Here is a 16,607-nt window from a genome sequence, read left to right as displayed (position 1 = left end):
TCAGAGGGTCAGCGCCCGCGAGAGCAGGTCGGCCTGCTCCGCGGCGTGCACCTTCGAGGATCCCGTCGACGGCGCGGCCGATGCGGGCCGGGTGATCGGGCGCACGACACGCGGACCGGGCACGGTCTGGAAGTGCAGCGCGAGGAACGGCCAGGCGCCCTGGTTCTCCGGCTCCTCCTGCAGCCAGACGATCTCGGCGTTGGGGTAGGTGTCGGCGACGGCCTTGAGCGCGCGCAGCGGCACGGGGTAGAGCTGTTCGACGCGCACCAGAGCGATCTCCGGGTTCGGGTTCTTCTCGAGCTCGGCGACCAGGTCCCAGTGCACCTTGCCGGAGTGGAAGATCACGCGCTTGACGGCCGTGCGGTCGAGCTGCCGGGTGTCATCGATCACGGCCTCGAACTTGCCGCGGGTGAAGTCCTCGACCGGGCTGGTCGCGCCGCGCAGTCGCAGCATCGCCTTCGGCGTGAACACGATGAGCGGCCGGCGCGGCTTCGCGTAGGCCTGACGGCGCAGCAGATGGAAGTAGCTCGCCGGCGTGGACGGGCGCGCCACGGTCATGTTGTCCTGCGCGCACAGCTGCAGGAACCGCTCGATGCGCCCGGAGGAGTGATCCGGCCCCTGCCCCTCGTAGCCGTGCGGCAGCAGCAGCACGACGCTCGACTGCTGGCCCCACTTCTGCTCGGCGGCGGAGATGTACTCGTCGATGACCGACTGCGCGCCGTTCACGAAGTCGCCGAACTGCGCCTCCCACAGCACCAGCGCCTCGGGGCGTTCCACCGAATAGCCGTACTCGAAGCCGAGCGCGGCGTATTCGCTGAGCAGCGAGTCGTAGACGAAGAACCGGGCCTGGTTATCGGACAGGTTCGCCAGCGGCAGCCACTCCTGGCCGTTCTCCCGGTCGTGCAGGACGGCGTGACGCGACACGAACGTGCCGCGGCGCGAGTCCTGGCCGGCCAGACGGACGGGTGTGCCCTCGACGAGCAGCGAACCGAAGGCGAGCAGCTCGCCGAAGCCCCAGTCGATCGCGCCGTTGCGGCTCATGTCGACGCGCTTGTCCATGGCCTGCTGCAGCTTCGGGTGCACGGTGAAGCCCTCGGGCTTGTTCGCGTGCGCGTCGCCGATCAGGTGCACGACCTCGAGCGGAACGCCGGTGACCTCGGGGGTGCCGATCTGCTCGTCGACGGGCGGGAGGTCGGGGGCGATCGGCGTGGCACCGGTCTCCGCCGCGTGCGTCTCCGCGAAGGCGATCTCCAGGCGGTTCTGGAAGTCGGCCTTGGCCTGGTCGTACTCCTCCTGGGTGATGTCGCCACGACCGACGAGAGCGTCGGTGTAGAGGCTGCGCACCGAGCGCTTCGCCTGGATCAGGTCGGTCATCAGCGGCTGCGTCATCGACGGGTCGTCACCCTCGTTGTGGCCGCGGCGGCGATAGCACACCAGGTCGATCACGATGTCGCGGTGGAACCGCTCACGGTACTCGAACGCGAGCTGCGCGACGTGCACGACGGCTTCGGGGTCGTCGCCGTTCACGTGCAGGACCGGCGCCTGGATGGTCTTCGCGACGTCGGTCGCATACACCGAGGTGCGCGAGTCGTTGGGCAGCGTGGTGAAGCCGACCTGGTTGTTCACGACCACGTGCACGGTGCCACCGGTGCGGTAGCCGCGCAGCTGCGACATCTGCAGGGTCTCCACGACGACGCCCTGGCCCGCGAAGGCGGCGTCGCCGTGCACCAGGATCGGCAGCCAGGTGAACGTGCCGATCGGCTTGCGGTCCTGCTTGGCACGCGCGATGCCCTCGAGCACGCCGTCCACGGTCTCCAGGTGCGAGGGGTTCGCGGCGAGGAGGATCGGCAGCTCGGCGCCGTCGTCGGCGACGAAGGTGCCCTCCTTGCCGAGGTGGTACTTGACGTCGCCGGATCCGCGCTGGTTGCCCGGAAGGGTGGATCCCTCGAACTCGCGGAACACCTGCCCGTAGGTCTTGCCGGCGATGTTCGCGAGCACATTCAGGCGGCCGCGGTGCGCCATGCCGATCGCGGCACCGTCGAGTCCCGCACCGGCGGCGCCCTGCAGGATCTCATCCAGCAGCGGCACGAGCGATTCCGCGCCTTCGAGCGAGAAGCGCTTCTGGCCCACGTACTTGGTCTGCAGGAAGGTCTCGAAGGCCTCGGCCTCGTTGAGCTTGCTGAGCACGCGCAGCTGCTCGTCGTGGCCGGGCTTGACGTACTTGACCTCGACCTTGTCCTGGAACCAGCGGCGCTGCTCCGGATCCTGGATGTGCATGTACTCGATGCCGATCGTGCGGCAGTAGGAGTCGCGGAGCACACCGAGGATCTCGCGCAGCTTCAGCTGACGGTGACCACCGAAGCCGTTCGTGACGAACTCGCGGTCCAGATCCCAGAACGTCAGTCCGTGGGTCTCGATCTCGAGGTCGGGGTGTGTGCGCTGCACGTACTCGAGCGGGTCGATGTCGGCCATGAGGTGGCCGCGCACGCGGTAGGAGTTGATCAGCTCCTGCACGCGGGCGGTCTTGTCGATGCGCTCGGCGAGGTCGACCGCGATGTCCTTGTTCCAGTGGATCGGGGCGTACGGGATCCGCAGAGCACGGAAGATGCCCTCGTAGAAGCCGCGCTCGCCGATCAGCAGCTCGTGCACCTTCTTCAGGAACTCGCCCGAGCCCGCGCCCTGGATGACCCGGTGGTCATAGGTCGAGGTGAGCGTGATCGTCTTGCCGATGCCGAGCACGTCCAGCGTCTTCTGGCTGGAGCCCTGGAACTCGGCCGGGTACTCGAGGGCGCCGGCGCCGATGATGCAGCCCTGGCCCTTCATCAGGCGCGGCACGGAGTGCACGGTGCCGATGCCGCCCGGGTTCGTCAGGGACAGCGTGGTGCCCTGGAAGTCCGCGGCGGTGAGCTTGTTCCCGCGCGCGCGGCCGATGAGGTCCTCATACGCGGAGAGGTACTCGCTGAACGTGAGCGACTCGGCACGCTTGATGCTCGGCACGAGCAGGGCGCGGGTGCCGTCGGGCTTGGGGATGTCGATGGCGATGCCGAGGTTCACGTGCGCGGGGGCGACGACGCTGGGCTTGCCGTCGACCTCGGCGTAGAAGACGTTCTGGCTCGGGAACTCCTTCAGCGCCTGGATCAGCGCCCAGCCGATGAGGTGCGTGAAGGAGACCTTGCCGCCGCGGGTGCGGGACATGTGGTTGTTGATGACGATGCGGTTGTCGATCATCAGCTTCGCCGGGACGGTGCGCACGCTCGTCGCCGTGGGGACGGTGAGCGACTCGTCCATGTTCGCGGCGAGGGTCTTCGGCATGCCGCGCAGCGGCGTGACGACGTCCTCGTGCTGCTCGGCGCCGGGTTCCGCGGTGGCGCGATCCTGCGCCTGGGCGGGGATCGGGGCCTGGCGGGCGGGCTTCGTCGTGGTGCGTGCCACGGGCTGCTGGCCGATCACCGGGACCGGAGCGGTCACGGGGTGCGTGTCCGGGGCGGTGGCGGGAGCGGCCGGCGGCGCGGCAGCAGCGGGGGCGGCGGGAGCCGTCGCAGGCTCGGAGGGGCGGTAGTTCTCGAGGACCGGCCACCACTCCTTGTCGACGGAGTTGCGGTCGACCTTGAACTGTTCGTACAGCTCGTCGACGAGCCAGGAATTGGCCCCGAACTCTCCATCTCCAGAAGTCCCGACGCCGGTCACCTGGCTCGACACGCTCGATCGCCCTCTTTCATCGCTGAATCTGGTGGGATCCGTCCCCGGTGGTCTCCGGGTATGGCCACTCATCCGGGTGTCAAGCCTAACGTGTCACAGCCCCGGTGCGGGCCTGGATCGCAGGGCGCGGCGAGACGTTCGGCACGCGGGTCGCCCGGGGTCACGACGCCGAGTCCGGAAGGACGCGGCGCCGAGGCGTTCCGGGCGGGGGAGGCATACCCTGTGTGCATGCAGTTCTCCGGCGAAGGACCCATGGTCGACCTCACCTACTCCGACGTGTTCCTGGTGCCGCGTCACTCGGACGTGACCAGCAGGCTCCAGGTCGATCTTGCGCCGCAGGACGGCACCCCGGCGACCATCCCGCTGGTGTCCTCGAACATGAACTCGGTCACCGGCCCGCGGCTCGCCGCGACCCTCGCCCGCCGCGGCGGGATCGGCGTGCTGCCGCAGGACATGCCGCTGCAGGAGCTGGACGAGGCGATCCGCTGGGTCAAGCGCCAGCCGGTGTCCTGGGACACCCCGCTCGTGCTCTCGCCGCGAGCGACCGTGGAGGACGCGCTCCGGCTGCTGCCGGCCACCGACGGTCACGGCATCGTGGTCGCGGACGCGCCGCGCGGCCCGGACGGCCTCCACGTCGACGCGATCCACGGAATACTGCCCGCCGTCCGCCTCGCGTCCGCGTTGCGGGACGCTCAGCTCGGCGACCTGGTCCGCGCCGACTCCCCGTCGCTCGACGCCGAGGACGTCGCCGACCCGCGTGCGGCGTTCGACGCGATCACCGCTGTCGAGGCCGAGATGGTGTGCGTGCTGCAGCACGGTCACCTGGTGGGCACGCAGACCGCGCGCGGAGCGCTGCGCTCCACGCTGTACCGGCCCGCGGTCGACGCCGCAGGGCGTCTGGCCGTGGCCGCCGCGGTCGGGATCAACGGCGACGTCGCAGCCAAGGCCACTGCCCTGGCGGCGGCCGGGGTGGACGTGCTGGTGGTCGACACCGCGCACGGTCATCAGGAGGGGATGCTGCGGGCGCTGCGCACGGTCGCGGCGCTCGATCTCGGCATTCCGATCGTGGCCGGCAACATCGTCACGGCCGATGGCGTGCGGGACCTCGTCGACGCCGGCGCATCGATCCTGAAGGTCGGGGTCGGACCCGGCGCGATGTGCACCACCCGCATGATGACGGCGGTGGGGCGCCCGCAGTTCTCCGCCGTGCTGGAGACGGCGCAGGCCGCCGCCGAGCTCGGCGCGCACGTGTGGGCGGACGGGGGAGTGCGCTACCCGCGCGACGTCGCCCTCGCCCTCGCCGCGGGGGCCGCATCGGTGATGGTCGGCTCCTGGTTCGCCGGCACGATCGAGGCCCCGGGTGAGCTGCAGAGCGACGCGGAGGGGCGCATCTACAAGGAGTCGTGGGGCATGGCCTCGACCAAGGCGGTGCAGGCGCGCTTCGGCCGTCTCGATGCGTACGAGCGTGCCCGCAAGGAGCTGTTCGCCGAAGGCATCTCGTCTTCCAGGATCTACCTGGATCCGCTCCGTCCCGGTGTCGAGGATCTGCTCGACATGATCACCTCGGGCGTGCGCTCCTCGTTCACCTACGCAGGCGCATCCTCCGTGCCGGAGTTCCACGAGCGGGCGCTTGTCGGGCTGCAATCCGCGGCAGGCTACGAAGAGGGCAAGGCGCTGCCGGTCAGCTGGTGATCACGCCGACGACCGTGCATCCGGTCGCATCGCCCGCGCCGACGGAAAGTAGAGCCGCGGGACGATAGAATCGTTCGCACCATGGACGACCCTCCCTCGTGTAGTACATCGCCCCACTGCCCGCTCTCCGCTTCGTCGGAGGTGACACCGTGATGGATTACATCTGGTTGGGCGTGGGGCTTCTGCTCATCGTGGGGACGGGCCTGTTCGTCGCCAGCGAGTTCGCCCTGGTCAACCTCGACCGCGCCGATCTGGAGGCGCGACGGGATCGCGGCGAGAGCCGCCTGGGCATGACCATCGCGGCGCTGAAGATCACCTCGACGCACCTGTCCTCGGCGCAGCTCGGCATCACGCTGACCACCCTGCTGACCGGTTTCACGATGGAGCCGGCGCTGTCGAACCTGCTCCGTCCGTTGCTCAGCTCGTGGGGGATCCCCGAGCCCGTCACCGTCACGATCGCCGTGATCGTCGCGATGACGGTCGCCACGATGCTGTCGATGATCCTCGGCGAGCTCGTGCCGAAGAACTTCGCGATGGCGCTGCCGGTCGCGACCGCCAAGGTCGTCATCCCGTTCCAGACCGTGTTCACGATGGTGTTCCGCCCCGTCGTCGCGCTGCTGAACGGCAGCGCCAACGGCGTGCTCCGTGCCATCGGCATCGAGCCCAAGGAGGAGCTCAGCGGTGCGCGCTCGGCGGAAGAGCTCAGTTCGCTGGTGCGCCGTTCCGCGAGCGCCGGTGTGCTCGAGGAGGACACCGCGACGCTGCTGGATCGCAGCCTCGGCTTCGCGCGGCTCACGGCGGGCGACGTGATGACCCCGCGCCCGAGCATGCACGCGATCTCGGCGGCGGATTCCGCCGACGGCGTGATCGGGCTGGCCCGGCGCACCGGCCACAGCCGTTTCCCGGTTTTCGACGAGGACCTCGACGACATCACCGGCGTGGTGCATCTGAAGGCGGCCGTGTCGGTGCCGCGCGACCGCCGCACCGAGGTGCCGGTGGGTGCGCTCTCCTCCGAGCCGCTGCGCGTGCCGGAGACCGTGCACCTGGATGCGCTCGTGGCCGAGCTGCGCGGCGGTGGCTACCAGCTCGCAATCGTCGTGGACGAGTACGGCGGCACCGCGGGGATCGTGACCCTCGAGGACCTCGTCGAGGAGATCGTCGGCGAGGTGTCCGACGAGCACGACCGCAGCAGGGCCGGCGTCGTGAAGAGCCGCGACGGGATCACCTTCCCCGCGGAGCTGCGCCCCGACGAACTGCGTGCGAGCACCGGCATCGAGGTGCCGGAGGGCGACGTGTACGACACGGTCGGCGGCTACGTGATGAGCGTGCTGGAGCGGCTGCCCAAGGCCGGCGACGAAGTGCCCGTGCCGGGCGGCACCCTGCACGTCGTGCGCATGCAGGGGCGAAGGGTGGATCGGATCCGCTTCATGCCCGAGGCCACGACCGAGGAGGGGGGCGAGCGATGAGCGACTGGGCCGGAATCGCATGGCTGTTCGTGCTGCTCGCCTTCAACGCGTTCTTCGTCGCGGCGGAGTTCGCGGTGATCTCCGCGCGCCGGTCGCAGATCGAGCCGCTCGCCGAACGCGGATCCCGTTCCGCGCGCACCGCGCTGTACGCGATGGAGCACGCCACGCTCATGCTGGCGACCTCGCAGCTCGGCATCACCGTGTGCTCGCTGCTGATCCTGAACGTGTCGGAGCCCGCGATGCACCACCTGCTCGCCGCGCCCCTGGGCGCACTCGGGCTGGCCGAGGGGGCGGTGGACGCCATCGCGTTCATCATCACCCTGGTCATCGTGTCGTTCCTGCACGTGGTGTTCGGCGAGATGGTGCCGAAGAACCTCGCGTTCTCGGTGCCGGACCGGGCGGTGCTGATCCTCGCGGCGCCGCTGGTGTGGATCTCCAAGGTGTTCTATCCGGTGATCCGCGCGCTGAACGCCACCGCCAATGGCGTCGTGCGGCTTTTCGGTGTGGAGCCGAAGGACGAAGCCGCATCGACGTTCACGCTCGACGAGGTCGCCACGATCGTGGATCAGTCCCGTCGTGAGGGCATGCTGACCGACTCCGCGGGCACCGTGAGCGCGGTCGTCGAGTTCACGGACAAGGACGCACGCGACGTCGCCGTGCCGCTCGCCGGCCTCGTCACGCTGCCGCTCGGCGCGACCCCGGACGACGTGGAGCGGGCCGTCGCCAAGCACGGCTTCTCGCGCTACGTCATGGTCGACACCGAAGGGGCACCGGTGGGCTACGTGCACCTGAAGGACGTGATCCGCTCGGCTGAAGGGCCGGATGCAGCGGTGCGCGCGGCTGCGCCGATCCCCGCGAAGCGCGTCCACCAGATGGTGCCGATGCAGGAGGACACCGATCTCGAGGATGCGCTCGCGATCATGCGGCGCGCGGGGCGACACCTCGCGCAGGTGCGCAACGCGGCGGGCGAGACGACGGCGATCCTGTTCCTGGAGGACATCATCGAGGAGCTCGTCGGCGAGGTGCGCGACATCACCCGTCGCGGCTTCGGGCGCTGAGTCTCGCCTCAAGGGGGCGTTGAGCGAGCGATGCGCTCGACGACCCCTCACTGCTCAGTGCCAGCGGGCGCGCAGATACTGGTCGGGCCAGGCGACCTCTTCGCCGAGTTCGTGCGCGGCGCGCAGCCCGAAATGCGGATCGCGCAGCCACTCCCGTCCGGCGAAGATCGCGTCCGCCGCACCCTCGGCGAGCACGGACTCGGCTTGGGCGCCGCTCGTCAGCAGCCCCACGGCGGAGGAGGGGATCCTGCCGCCCTGGCGCACGGCCGCGGCGAGCGGCACCTGGTAACCCGGGTGGACTTCGATGCGCTGGTGGGCGACGAGCCCGCCGCTGGAGACGTCGATGAGATCCGCGCCGTGCTCGACCGCCCATTCCGCCACCACGGCGGCCTCGTCCGGCGTGAAGCCGCCCGGGGCGTGGTCGGTGGCGGAGATCCGCATGAACACCGGTACCTCGTCGCCCGCGACCCGGCGCACCGCGTCGGTGACCTCGAGCAGGAGCCGGGTGCGGTTCTCGAGCGAGCCGCCATACGCGTCGTCGCGGTGGTTGCTGAGCGGCGAGAGGAACTGGTGCAGCAGGTACCCATGCGCGCCGTGGATCTCCAGCACGTCGAAGCCCGCGTCGAGGGCGCGGCGTGCGGCCACCGCGAACGCGTCGACGACGCCGGCAATGCCCGACGCGTCGAGGGCCTCGGGCGCGTCGAAGCCTTCGAACGCGATCGCCGAGGGTGCGACCGTGGTCCAGCCGCCCTGGGCAGCGGGGACGGATCCGCGCTCCTCGGCCCACGGCCACCAGGTCGAGGCCTTGCGGCCGGCATGTGCGAGCTGCACCCCGATCCGGGCGCCGCGCGCGTGCACCGCGTCGACGATCGACGCCCAGGCGTCGCGCTGCGCGTCGTTCCACAGACCGGTGTCGCGCGGGCTGATCCGGCCCTCCGGCACGACAGCGGTGGCTTCGGCCACGATGAGGCCCGCACCGCCGGAGGCGAACTGCGCGAGATGGGCGTGGTGCCATTCCTGCGGCACGCCGTCGACGGCGCTGTACATGCACATGGGCGAGACCCACAGGCGGTTGCTCAAGGTGACGGATCGGATGGTCAGCGGGGAGAACAGGTGGCTCACGGTCCGACGCTACCGGTCGCCGGACAGGTCGGGGGGCGGATCCGCGGATCCGCATCATCCGGATCCCTCGGCGGCGCGCACAGCCGCGGCCCAGTACCGTTGACGCATGCCTTTCTTCGCCGGTCCGGTGCGCCCGTGGTCGGACGACCGCACCCGCGCACTGCTGCGCGCGCCGAGCGCCGACTCCGACAAGCGCAGCCGCGGCGTCGTCGCGCTGCGCACCGGATCCGACGCGTACCCGGGCGCGGCCGTGCTCGGCGTGGAGGGCGCGTGGCGCGCCGGCTGCGGCTACGTGCGCTACGTCGGCCCGCGGCGGGCGGCGGACCTCGTGCTCGCGCGACGCCCCGAGACCGTCGCGACCGAGCCCGGCTCCGCCGCCATCCGGGCCGAGGCCTGGGTCATCGGCTCCGGCACCGATGCCGCGACCCGCTCGGAGTCGGAGACGACCGCGCTGCGTGCGCTGCTGGACGGTGCGGCCCCCGTCGTCGTCGACGCGGGAGCGCTGGATCTGCTTCCTGCAGCGAACGCCCCGGTGATCGCCACGCCGCACGCGGAGGAGTTCGTGCGGCTGCGGGCGCAGCTGGGACTCGGCGAGCTCGTCCCTGATGCCCTGCGGGATCCGTCAGCGCGCGCGAACGCGGTGAACGAGACCGCCGAGGCGCTGGGCGGCGCGGTGCTGCTCAAGGGCGCGACCACGTTGATCGCCGACGCCACCGGCGTGTTCGCCGTCGATGCGGGGACGCCGTGGCTGGCCACAGCCGGCACCGGCGACGTGCTGGCCGGCGTGATCGGCGCGCTCGTCGCCGCCGACCGTGCGGCGGGCGGGACCACGGCGCTCGCCGAGCTGGCTGCCGCTGCGGCGTGGCTGCACGGGCTTGCCGGGCGGATCGCATCGGGCACCGCATCGGGCGGTCCCGGGCGCCCGATCGTCGCACTCCAGGTAGCGGAAGGGCTGCCGGCGGCCATCGCGCTGGTCCGCAACGGCGACGAGCGGGGGCGCGTCGACGACGAACACGACGAAGAGACCCAGGAGGACCGCTCGTGACCGGTGCCGAGCCGACGGGCGCGATCCGCGCCGAACCGAGCCGTCGCGACGATTCGCCGAAGGCGTCCGCAGTGCGTCGCGCGGGCCTGCCGCTCACCGTGCTGTGGCTGGCATTCGTCATCGCGCATCTGTACGTCTCGATGATCGGGTGGCGGATGCCCGCGCTGCCGATGGGCGACACCGTCTTCGTGTACGAGCCGTGGGCGCGCAACGCTCTCGGCGGCGGCGCGATCGTCGGCATCACGGAGAGCTGGGTCTACCCTCAGCTCGCCCTCGTGCCCATGCTCATCGCCCAAGGGCTGTCGCAGCTCATCCATCCGCTGTTCCCCGGGTCCTACGCCGTCGGATCCGCGAGCTACGTCGTCGCCTGGTCGATCCTGGTGACTGCGCTCGACGCCGTCGGATTCGCATTCCTGCTGCGCGGCACCAGGGCGCGACGCAGCCGGATCCGTCGCGGCGCCGCCCTGCTCTGGATGGTCGCGCTCGTCCTGCTCGGCCCCATCGCGATGTTCCGGATCGACGCGATCACCGTGCCGCTCGCGATCATCGGCGGTCTGTGGCTGTTCTCCCGCCCCGCGGTTGCGAGCGCGCTGTTCACGATCGGAGCCTGGATCAAGATCTGGCCCGGTGCCCTGTTCGTCGCGGCTCTTGCACTGCTGCGTGGCCGGATTCGCATGCTCGCCTCGGCGGCGATCGTCACGTTCGTGGTCGTGCTCGGGCTCGTGCTGCTGGGCGGATCCAAGAACCTCCTCGGTTTCCTCAGCCAGATGAGCGGTCGCGGGCTGCAGATCGAGGCGGTCGGTGCGACGCCGCTGTTGTGGCTCACTCAGGTCGGGGTCACACGCATCCAGTACGACCGCCAGATCCTCACGTTCCAGCTCGCGGGCCCCGGCGTGGACGTCGTCGCCGCGCTGCTCACCCCGCTCATGGTGGCGGGCGTGGTCGCCGTGGCCGCGCTCGCCCTGTGGAAGCTGCGCGCCGGCGCCTCGGCCCGGCGTCTGCTCCCCGCGACCATGCTCGCCCTCGTCGCCGTCCTGATCGCGTGCAACAAGATCGGCTCGCCGCAGTTCCAGGTGTGGATGCTCGCCCCGCTCGTGCTGTGGTGCCTCCTCGACGGTCCTCGCGTGCGGATCCCGGCGATCCTCGTGCTCGTCGACTACGCGCTCACCCAGGCGGTCTACCCTGTCGTGTACGACCAGCTGCTGGCGGCGCAGGCCCTGCCGATCGCGCTGCTGAGCGCCCGCAACATCCTCGTCGTCGTCATCTGCGTGATCGCGATCCGCGCGATCGTGCGCACCCCGGTGCGCCGCAGAGCGTTCCTCGTCGCCGAACTCCCCGAAACCCGGAGGTCCTGATGCTCGTCGCCTTCTCCGTCGCCCCGTCCGGTTCGCCGCAGGGCGGATCCGCACCTGATCGCCCCGAGAGCGCAGACGCCTCGGTGCACGACGCCGTCGCCGCCGCCGTGGCCGTGGTCCGCGCCTCCGGACTCGCGCACCGCACCACGAGCATGTTCACCGAGATCGAGGGCCCCGACTGGGACACGGTCATGGATGTCGTCAAGCGCGCCACCGAGGCCGTCATGCCGTTCGGCTCGCGTGTCTCCCTCGTGCTCAAGGCCGACATCCGCCCCGGCTACACCGGCGAGATCGACGGCAAGATCGCGCGCCTCGAGCAGGCCATCGAGGAGTCCGGCAGCCTCTAAGCTGGACGGATGAAACCCTCGAGCCTCTCGAGGGGTGCGGCGAAGCGGGCGCTCCTCTCCCTCGCCATCGGCAGCTTCGGCATCGGCATGACCGAGTTCGTCGCGATGGGCCTGCTGCCCAACATCGCGCAGGACCTGCTGCCCGAGCTCTGGGCGCAGAACCCGGATGAGGCCATCGGCCGCGCCGGCATCCTGGTGTCGCTCTACGCGCTGGGCGTCGTGCTCGGCGCGCCCACCATCGCCGGCCTCGTCGCGCGCTTTCCCCGCCACAAGGTGATGATCGGTCTTGCGATCGCGCTGACTCTCGGCAACGGCCTCGCCGTCGTGCTGCCGACGTTCGAGACGGTCGGGCTCGCCCGCTTCATCGCGGGCCTCCCGCATGGCGCCTACTTCGGGATCGGCGCGCTCGTCGCCTCCGATGTGCTCGGCCCGGGCAAGCGCGCCAAGGGCGTGGCCTTCATCCTGACCGGTCTCACCATCGCGAACGTGGTCGGCGTGCCCGCGGGAACCTACCTCGGGCAGCACGTCGGATGGCGCAGCGCGTTCCTCGTCGTCACGATCGTGTTCGCGCTCGCCACGGTCTGCATCGCCCTCTTCGTGCCGGAGCATGAGGGTGATCCCGGACGCACCTTCCGCGCCGAACTGCGCGTGTTCCGCCGCCCCCAGGTCTGGTTCGCACTTGCGACCGGCGCCATCGGTTTCGGCGGGTTCTTCGCGGTCTACAGCTACATCGCTCCCGTCGTCACGGAGCGGGCGGGCGCGCCGGAATGGATGGTGCCGGTCACGCTGGTCGTGTTCGGGCTCGGCATGACCATCGGCAACCTGCTCGGCGGCGTCTTCGGCGACCGCAACCTCAGGCTTACCCTGCTGGTGGGGCTCGGCGCGATGGCCGTGGTGCTCGTGCTGCTCGCGATCCTGTCTTTCTCGATCTGGCTGCTCGTGCCGCTCTCGTTCGTGATGGCGCTGCTCTCGTCGATCCTGAGCCCGGCGATCCAGACCCGCCTCATGGAGGTCGCGGGCGACAACCAGTCCATCGCAGCGGCACTGAACCACTCCGCGCTGAACATCGGCAACAGCCTCGGCGCGTTCCTCGGCGGACTCGTGATCGCGTGGGGCTGGGGCTTCGCCGCTCCGTCCTGGGTGGGTGCCGGCCTCGCCGTCGTCGGCCTCGGGATCGCGATCGCGTCCTACGCCGTGCAGCGCCGTTTCCACACCGAGACCGGATCGGTGCGCGTGCGCGACCTGGCCTGAGCGGGCTCCGATCGCCGAGCCGCCAGGGGAGCGAACCCCGGCGCGTCCTAGCATGGGCGGATGAGCACCGCCCCCGATCGTGATTCTGCCGTCGAGGACCTGCCCGTCGCAGGCACGGCGGTGATCCTCCGCGACGCAGCGGAGGGCATGGAGGTGCTGCTGCTGCGTCGGCCCGACCGCGGTTCGTTCCCGGGCGCGTGGGTGTTCCCCGGCGGCATGATCGAGCCGGGCGATCGGATCCCGGGAGCCGACGAGCTCGAGGACGCCTGCCGCGCCGCCGTGCGCGAGACGGCTGAGGAGGTGGGGCTGGAGCTCGAACGACTGGTGCCCCTGTCGTGCTGGGTGCCGCCCGCAGGGATCCCGAAGCGTGTGCGGACCTGGTTCTTCCTCGCGGCGGATCCGGGCGGCGTGATCCGTCCGGCTGTGCACGAGGTGGTGACGACGCGGTGGCTGACACCGGAGGCCGCGCTCGCCGCCCGGGACGCCGGAGAGATCGCGCTGATGCCGCCGACCTGGCGCACCCTGGACGCGCTGTGCGGCGCGACCGGCGTGGAGGAGGCTCTGACCCGCATTCAGGATCCGGCCGTGTTCCGCACTCGGATGCAGGCGACCGCGGCGGGCACTCTCTTCTTCTGGGACGGCGATGAGCTCGCCGGGGCGGCGACGGGCGCCAGGGAGCGCCTGGTCGCAGAGGATCCGGTCTGGCGGTTCGAGCGCCTCTGATCGATGGCGGCGCCTCGCCGACGACGCGCCTCGCCGTGGGCGCGGGGCCCGGGCTCCCGGAATTGCGGACGGACCGTCGCATCACGGCAGGGCCGACCGAGCCATGGCGTCAGGAGCCGAGCAGCCGCTCCAGGTGTCGGCCGACACCGTCGGTCTCGATGAGGAAGCCGTCATGGCCGAAGTCGCTCGTGAGCACGACGGCCTCGTTGCCGTCCAGCGTGTGCGGGATGCCCCGGGCGATGCGGTGCTGACCGTCGACCGGGAACAGCCGGTCGGTGTCGATGCCGAGCACGAGCGTCCTCGCCGTCACTCGCTTGAGGGCATCCTCGACGCCCCCGCGGTCGCGCCCGATGTCGTGCGAGTTCATCGCCTCCACGAGCGTGAGGTAGCTGTTCGCGTCGAAGCGCCGGGTGAACTTGTTGCCGTGGAAGTCGAGGTAGCTCTCCACGGCGTAGCGACCGCCCTGGCCGAGCGGCGACACGTCGGACTGCCAGGAGCGCTGGAACCGCTGGTTCAGCTCGATCGGGCTCCGGTAGTTCAACAGCGCCATCCGCCGCGCCAGGGCGAGGCCGCGGTGCGGACCCTCGCCGACGGGCGCGTCGTAGTACTCGCCGCCCGCGAAACGCGGATCCATCCGCACCGTCTCCAGCTGCACGAAGTTCAGCGCGAGCTGGTCGGCGGTCGTCACCGGGGGAGAGGACAGGATCGCGAGGCGCTCGACGCGCTCGGGCTGGCCCACCGCCCACTCCAGGGCGTGCATGCCGCCCATGGATCCGCCGATCACCGCGCCCCAGCGCTCGATGCCGAGCGCGTCCGCGAGCAGCACCTGGGCGGCGACCTGATCGCGGATCGTGAGGTACGGGAAGCGCGAGGCCCATTCGTAGCCGTCAGGGGCGATGCTGGCGGGACCGGTGGATCCCTGGCACCCACCGAGCATGTTCGGGGCGATCACGAACCACTCGTCGGTGTCGATGGCACAGCCCGGGCCGACGATCTCGCCCCACCAGCCGCTCGTGGCGTGCCCGCGGCCGGCTTCGCCGACCACGTGGCTGTCTCCGGTGAGCGCGTGCAGGATGAGGATCGCGTTGTCGCGCGCCTCGTTCAGCGTGCCCCAGGACTCGTACGCGATGCGGATCAGCGGAAGCTCCGCGCCTCCCTCGGTGCGGAACGGCCCGAAGGCCTCGAACCGGCGATCGCCCGCCGGATCGCCGTCGCGCCAGGCGCCGGTGGACGGCGGGCGGGCGCGCAGCAGGCGGGCGTCCGCCTCCGACACGCGTGCCGAGGGCACCGTGTCCTCCGAGGTCGTCTGCCAGTCCATGGATCCATTCTCCCGGGTGCGGCCGGGTGGGTGCGGAAGGTTACGGATCGCGGCGCGGGCGAGCGCGTCTGGGCGCGGCCGGCCGGGCGGTCGGGTGCGGGTGGCCGGGCGATGGGCGACGCGGTGTTGGGCGCCAGCCGGGCGAGTCAAGTTCGCGCCCCCTTGCAGCATCCGCGCCCCCTCGCAGCAACGTCCATCCGAGGGGGCGTGGACGCTCAGAGGGGGCGTCGAGCCATCGTGTCATGCAGGCGGGCGGACGCCGAAGGCCTGCAGCCGGGCCGAGAGCGTATCGGCTGTGCGGATGTGTCGGTCTTCCCAGCGGGCGAAGCGCCATCCGGTGACGCCGCGGACGTCGTCTTCTCGACGCTTTTCGGCGAGCACCGATTCTTCGGCTGTGCCCGCGCTCCGCAGATCCGGATCCAGGTACTTCCCTTGGCCGTCGAACTCACCGAAGACCCGATTGTGCGGGAATCCGAAGTCGAGCCAGTAGTCATCGCCCTCGGATCCGAGCACGTGCGGCTGAAGCTCGAGGCCGGTGAATCCGATGCGGTGGAGCTGCAGTCGGCTGACGCTCTCGCCCGGCAACTGGGCTCTGCCGTCCGCGAAATCGAGGATCCGTCGCGCCTGACGAATGCCCCGCGCGCGAACGACGGCGGCACGCTGCGACATGCCCTGGTGCCATGCCGCAGCGTGCTCGGGGTCCTGCCGGTGCCTCGAGACAGCGACGCGTCGTAGGGCGGCATCCGCAGCAGACAGTCCAGTTTCGGGCGACGTCGTGCAGGCGAGGTCGAGCACCGTGCGCTCGATGGAAGTGCACCGGAGCCCGTCGACCTCGACGATGTCGGCATCATCGAGCCCGACGCTGTGCTGTGCGATGCCTGCGCGGGTGCGACCGTGACGCTCGCCGAGGATGACGGTGTGCACCTTCGTCGGGGCGAGGCGGTACAAGGGCAGACCGTGGACGACCGCGGCGGACGGCCCCCAGAACACGGGGCCGGGAGGATCCGCATTGAGGTGGGCCGCGAGCACAGCGACGAGATGGCGGCCCTCGTTCCACAGCTCATCGTGCGCGGACGCGTCGATGTAGCGGTCACGACGTACCCGGATCACGCGCTGGGCGGTGACCAGTGAGCGGATCTGACGTTCGGTGTTGCCGGAGCTCAGGAGATCCTCCCGGCTCCGCATCAGATCGCGCGCCTGCGCGAGGGTGACGGCCTTTCTCATCTGCGTAGTCTGACGACGGCAACGCGCGTGGTGGAGCGCCGGATCCGAATCGGTGCAGAGTCTGGGCGAACGTCGCCGTGTGCGGACCGAATGCCTCCGCCTCCCGCTGCCGTGGTGTCTGTGACGCGCCGTGACATCGGCGCCCCGTCTCAGCGCCCGCGCCCCCTCGCAGAGACGTATTTCAGTGGGGGCGTGGATCCTCAGAGGGGGCGTCGGCGGCAGATCACGGGCGGAAGCAACCACGCACGAAATGAACACGGGAGCGGAACGGACCCCGAGAGTCGGGGAGGTTCCCTTTCTTGGGGGG

General features: G+C 70.7%; 12 protein-coding genes. 8 read left to right on the top strand and 4 right to left on the bottom strand.

What is annotated here, in order from left to right:
- The gene (locus ACTJI8_RS04960) at nucleotides 1–3,699 is read right to left on the bottom strand and encodes a multifunctional oxoglutarate decarboxylase/oxoglutarate dehydrogenase thiamine pyrophosphate-binding subunit/dihydrolipoyllysine-residue succinyltransferase subunit (protein ID WP_440732279.1); all 3,699 of its coding nucleotides are present in this window, start codon (nucleotides 3,697–3,699) and stop codon (nucleotides 1–3) included.
- 228 nt (nucleotides 3,700–3,927) lie between these two features.
- Here ACTJI8_RS04960 and ACTJI8_RS04955 point away from each other — a divergent pair, with 228 nt between their 5' ends.
- The 3 genes from ACTJI8_RS04955 to ACTJI8_RS04945 all read left to right on the top strand — a co-directional run bounded on the left by ACTJI8_RS04955 (nucleotide 3,928) and on the right by ACTJI8_RS04945 (nucleotide 7,915).
- Nucleotides 3,928–5,391 carry a GuaB1 family IMP dehydrogenase-related protein gene (locus tag ACTJI8_RS04955; protein WP_440732278.1) on the top strand — a complete coding sequence of 488 codons (1,464 nt, stop codon included), beginning with the start codon at nucleotides 3,928–3,930 and terminating at the stop codon, nucleotides 5,389–5,391.
- A 152-nt stretch (nucleotides 5,392–5,543) separates the two neighbouring features.
- Complete coding sequence (locus tag ACTJI8_RS04950; protein WP_440732448.1) at nucleotides 5,544–6,857, top strand: hemolysin family protein; 1,314 nt, start codon at nucleotides 5,544–5,546, stop codon at nucleotides 6,855–6,857.
- Nucleotides 6,854–7,915, top strand: a complete 1,062-nt coding sequence (locus ACTJI8_RS04945) for a hemolysin family protein (RefSeq protein WP_440732277.1) — start codon at nucleotides 6,854–6,856, stop codon at nucleotides 7,913–7,915. The genes ACTJI8_RS04950 and ACTJI8_RS04945 overlap by 4 nt, the downstream gene beginning before the upstream one ends.
- Nucleotides 7,916–7,969: 54 nt before the next feature.
- Here the strand turns inward: ACTJI8_RS04945 and ACTJI8_RS04940 are convergent, their stop codons facing one another.
- Nucleotides 7,970–9,037 (bottom strand): NADH:flavin oxidoreductase/NADH oxidase, encoded by a 1,068-nt coding sequence (locus ACTJI8_RS04940; protein ID WP_440732276.1) that lies wholly within the window; start codon nucleotides 9,035–9,037, stop codon nucleotides 7,970–7,972.
- Nucleotides 9,038–9,143: 106 nt separating this feature from the next.
- Between ACTJI8_RS04940 and ACTJI8_RS04935 the strand changes: the two genes are divergently transcribed.
- The 5 genes from ACTJI8_RS04935 to ACTJI8_RS04915 are packed head-to-tail and all read left to right on the top strand — an operon-like array spanning nucleotide 9,144 to nucleotide 13,758.
- Nucleotides 9,144–10,082 (top strand): ADP-dependent NAD(P)H-hydrate dehydratase, encoded by a 939-nt coding sequence (locus tag ACTJI8_RS04935; RefSeq protein WP_440732275.1) that lies wholly within the window; start codon nucleotides 9,144–9,146, stop codon nucleotides 10,080–10,082.
- Nucleotides 10,079–11,437, top strand: a complete 1,359-nt coding sequence (locus ACTJI8_RS04930) for a hypothetical protein (protein ID WP_440732274.1) — start codon at nucleotides 10,079–10,081, stop codon at nucleotides 11,435–11,437. The genes ACTJI8_RS04935 and ACTJI8_RS04930 overlap by 4 nt, the downstream gene beginning before the upstream one ends.
- Nucleotides 11,437–11,784 (top strand): thiamine-binding protein, encoded by a 348-nt coding sequence (locus ACTJI8_RS04925; protein WP_440732273.1) that lies wholly within the window; start codon nucleotides 11,437–11,439, stop codon nucleotides 11,782–11,784. The genes ACTJI8_RS04930 and ACTJI8_RS04925 overlap by 1 nt, the downstream gene beginning before the upstream one ends.
- Before the next feature lie 9 nt (nucleotides 11,785–11,793).
- Nucleotides 11,794–13,035: an MFS transporter gene (locus ACTJI8_RS04920; protein ID WP_440732272.1), complete on the top strand. Its 1,242-nt coding sequence runs from the start codon at nucleotides 11,794–11,796 to the stop codon at nucleotides 13,033–13,035.
- Between the two features lie 60 nt (nucleotides 13,036–13,095).
- Complete coding sequence (locus ACTJI8_RS04915) at nucleotides 13,096–13,758, top strand: NUDIX hydrolase (protein ID WP_440732271.1); 663 nt, start codon at nucleotides 13,096–13,098, stop codon at nucleotides 13,756–13,758.
- A 109-nt stretch (nucleotides 13,759–13,867) separates the two neighbouring features.
- Here ACTJI8_RS04915 and metX read toward each other — a convergent pair whose 3' ends face one another.
- Entirely contained in the window at nucleotides 13,868–15,076 is a 1,209-nt protein-coding gene (gene metX, locus ACTJI8_RS04910) for a homoserine O-acetyltransferase MetX (RefSeq protein WP_440732270.1), read from the bottom strand.
- 240 nt (nucleotides 15,077–15,316) lie between these two features.
- Complete coding sequence (locus ACTJI8_RS04905; RefSeq protein ID WP_440732269.1) at nucleotides 15,317–16,300, bottom strand: hypothetical protein; 984 nt, start codon at nucleotides 16,298–16,300, stop codon at nucleotides 15,317–15,319.
- Between the last annotated feature and the right edge of the window lie 307 nt (nucleotides 16,301–16,607).

The sequence above is a fragment of the Microbacterium sp. 22303 genome (assembly GCF_052045265.1).
GTDB lineage: Bacteria > Actinomycetota > Actinomycetes > Actinomycetales > Microbacteriaceae > Microbacterium.
This window is presented reverse-complemented; position numbering and strand designations above follow the sequence as displayed.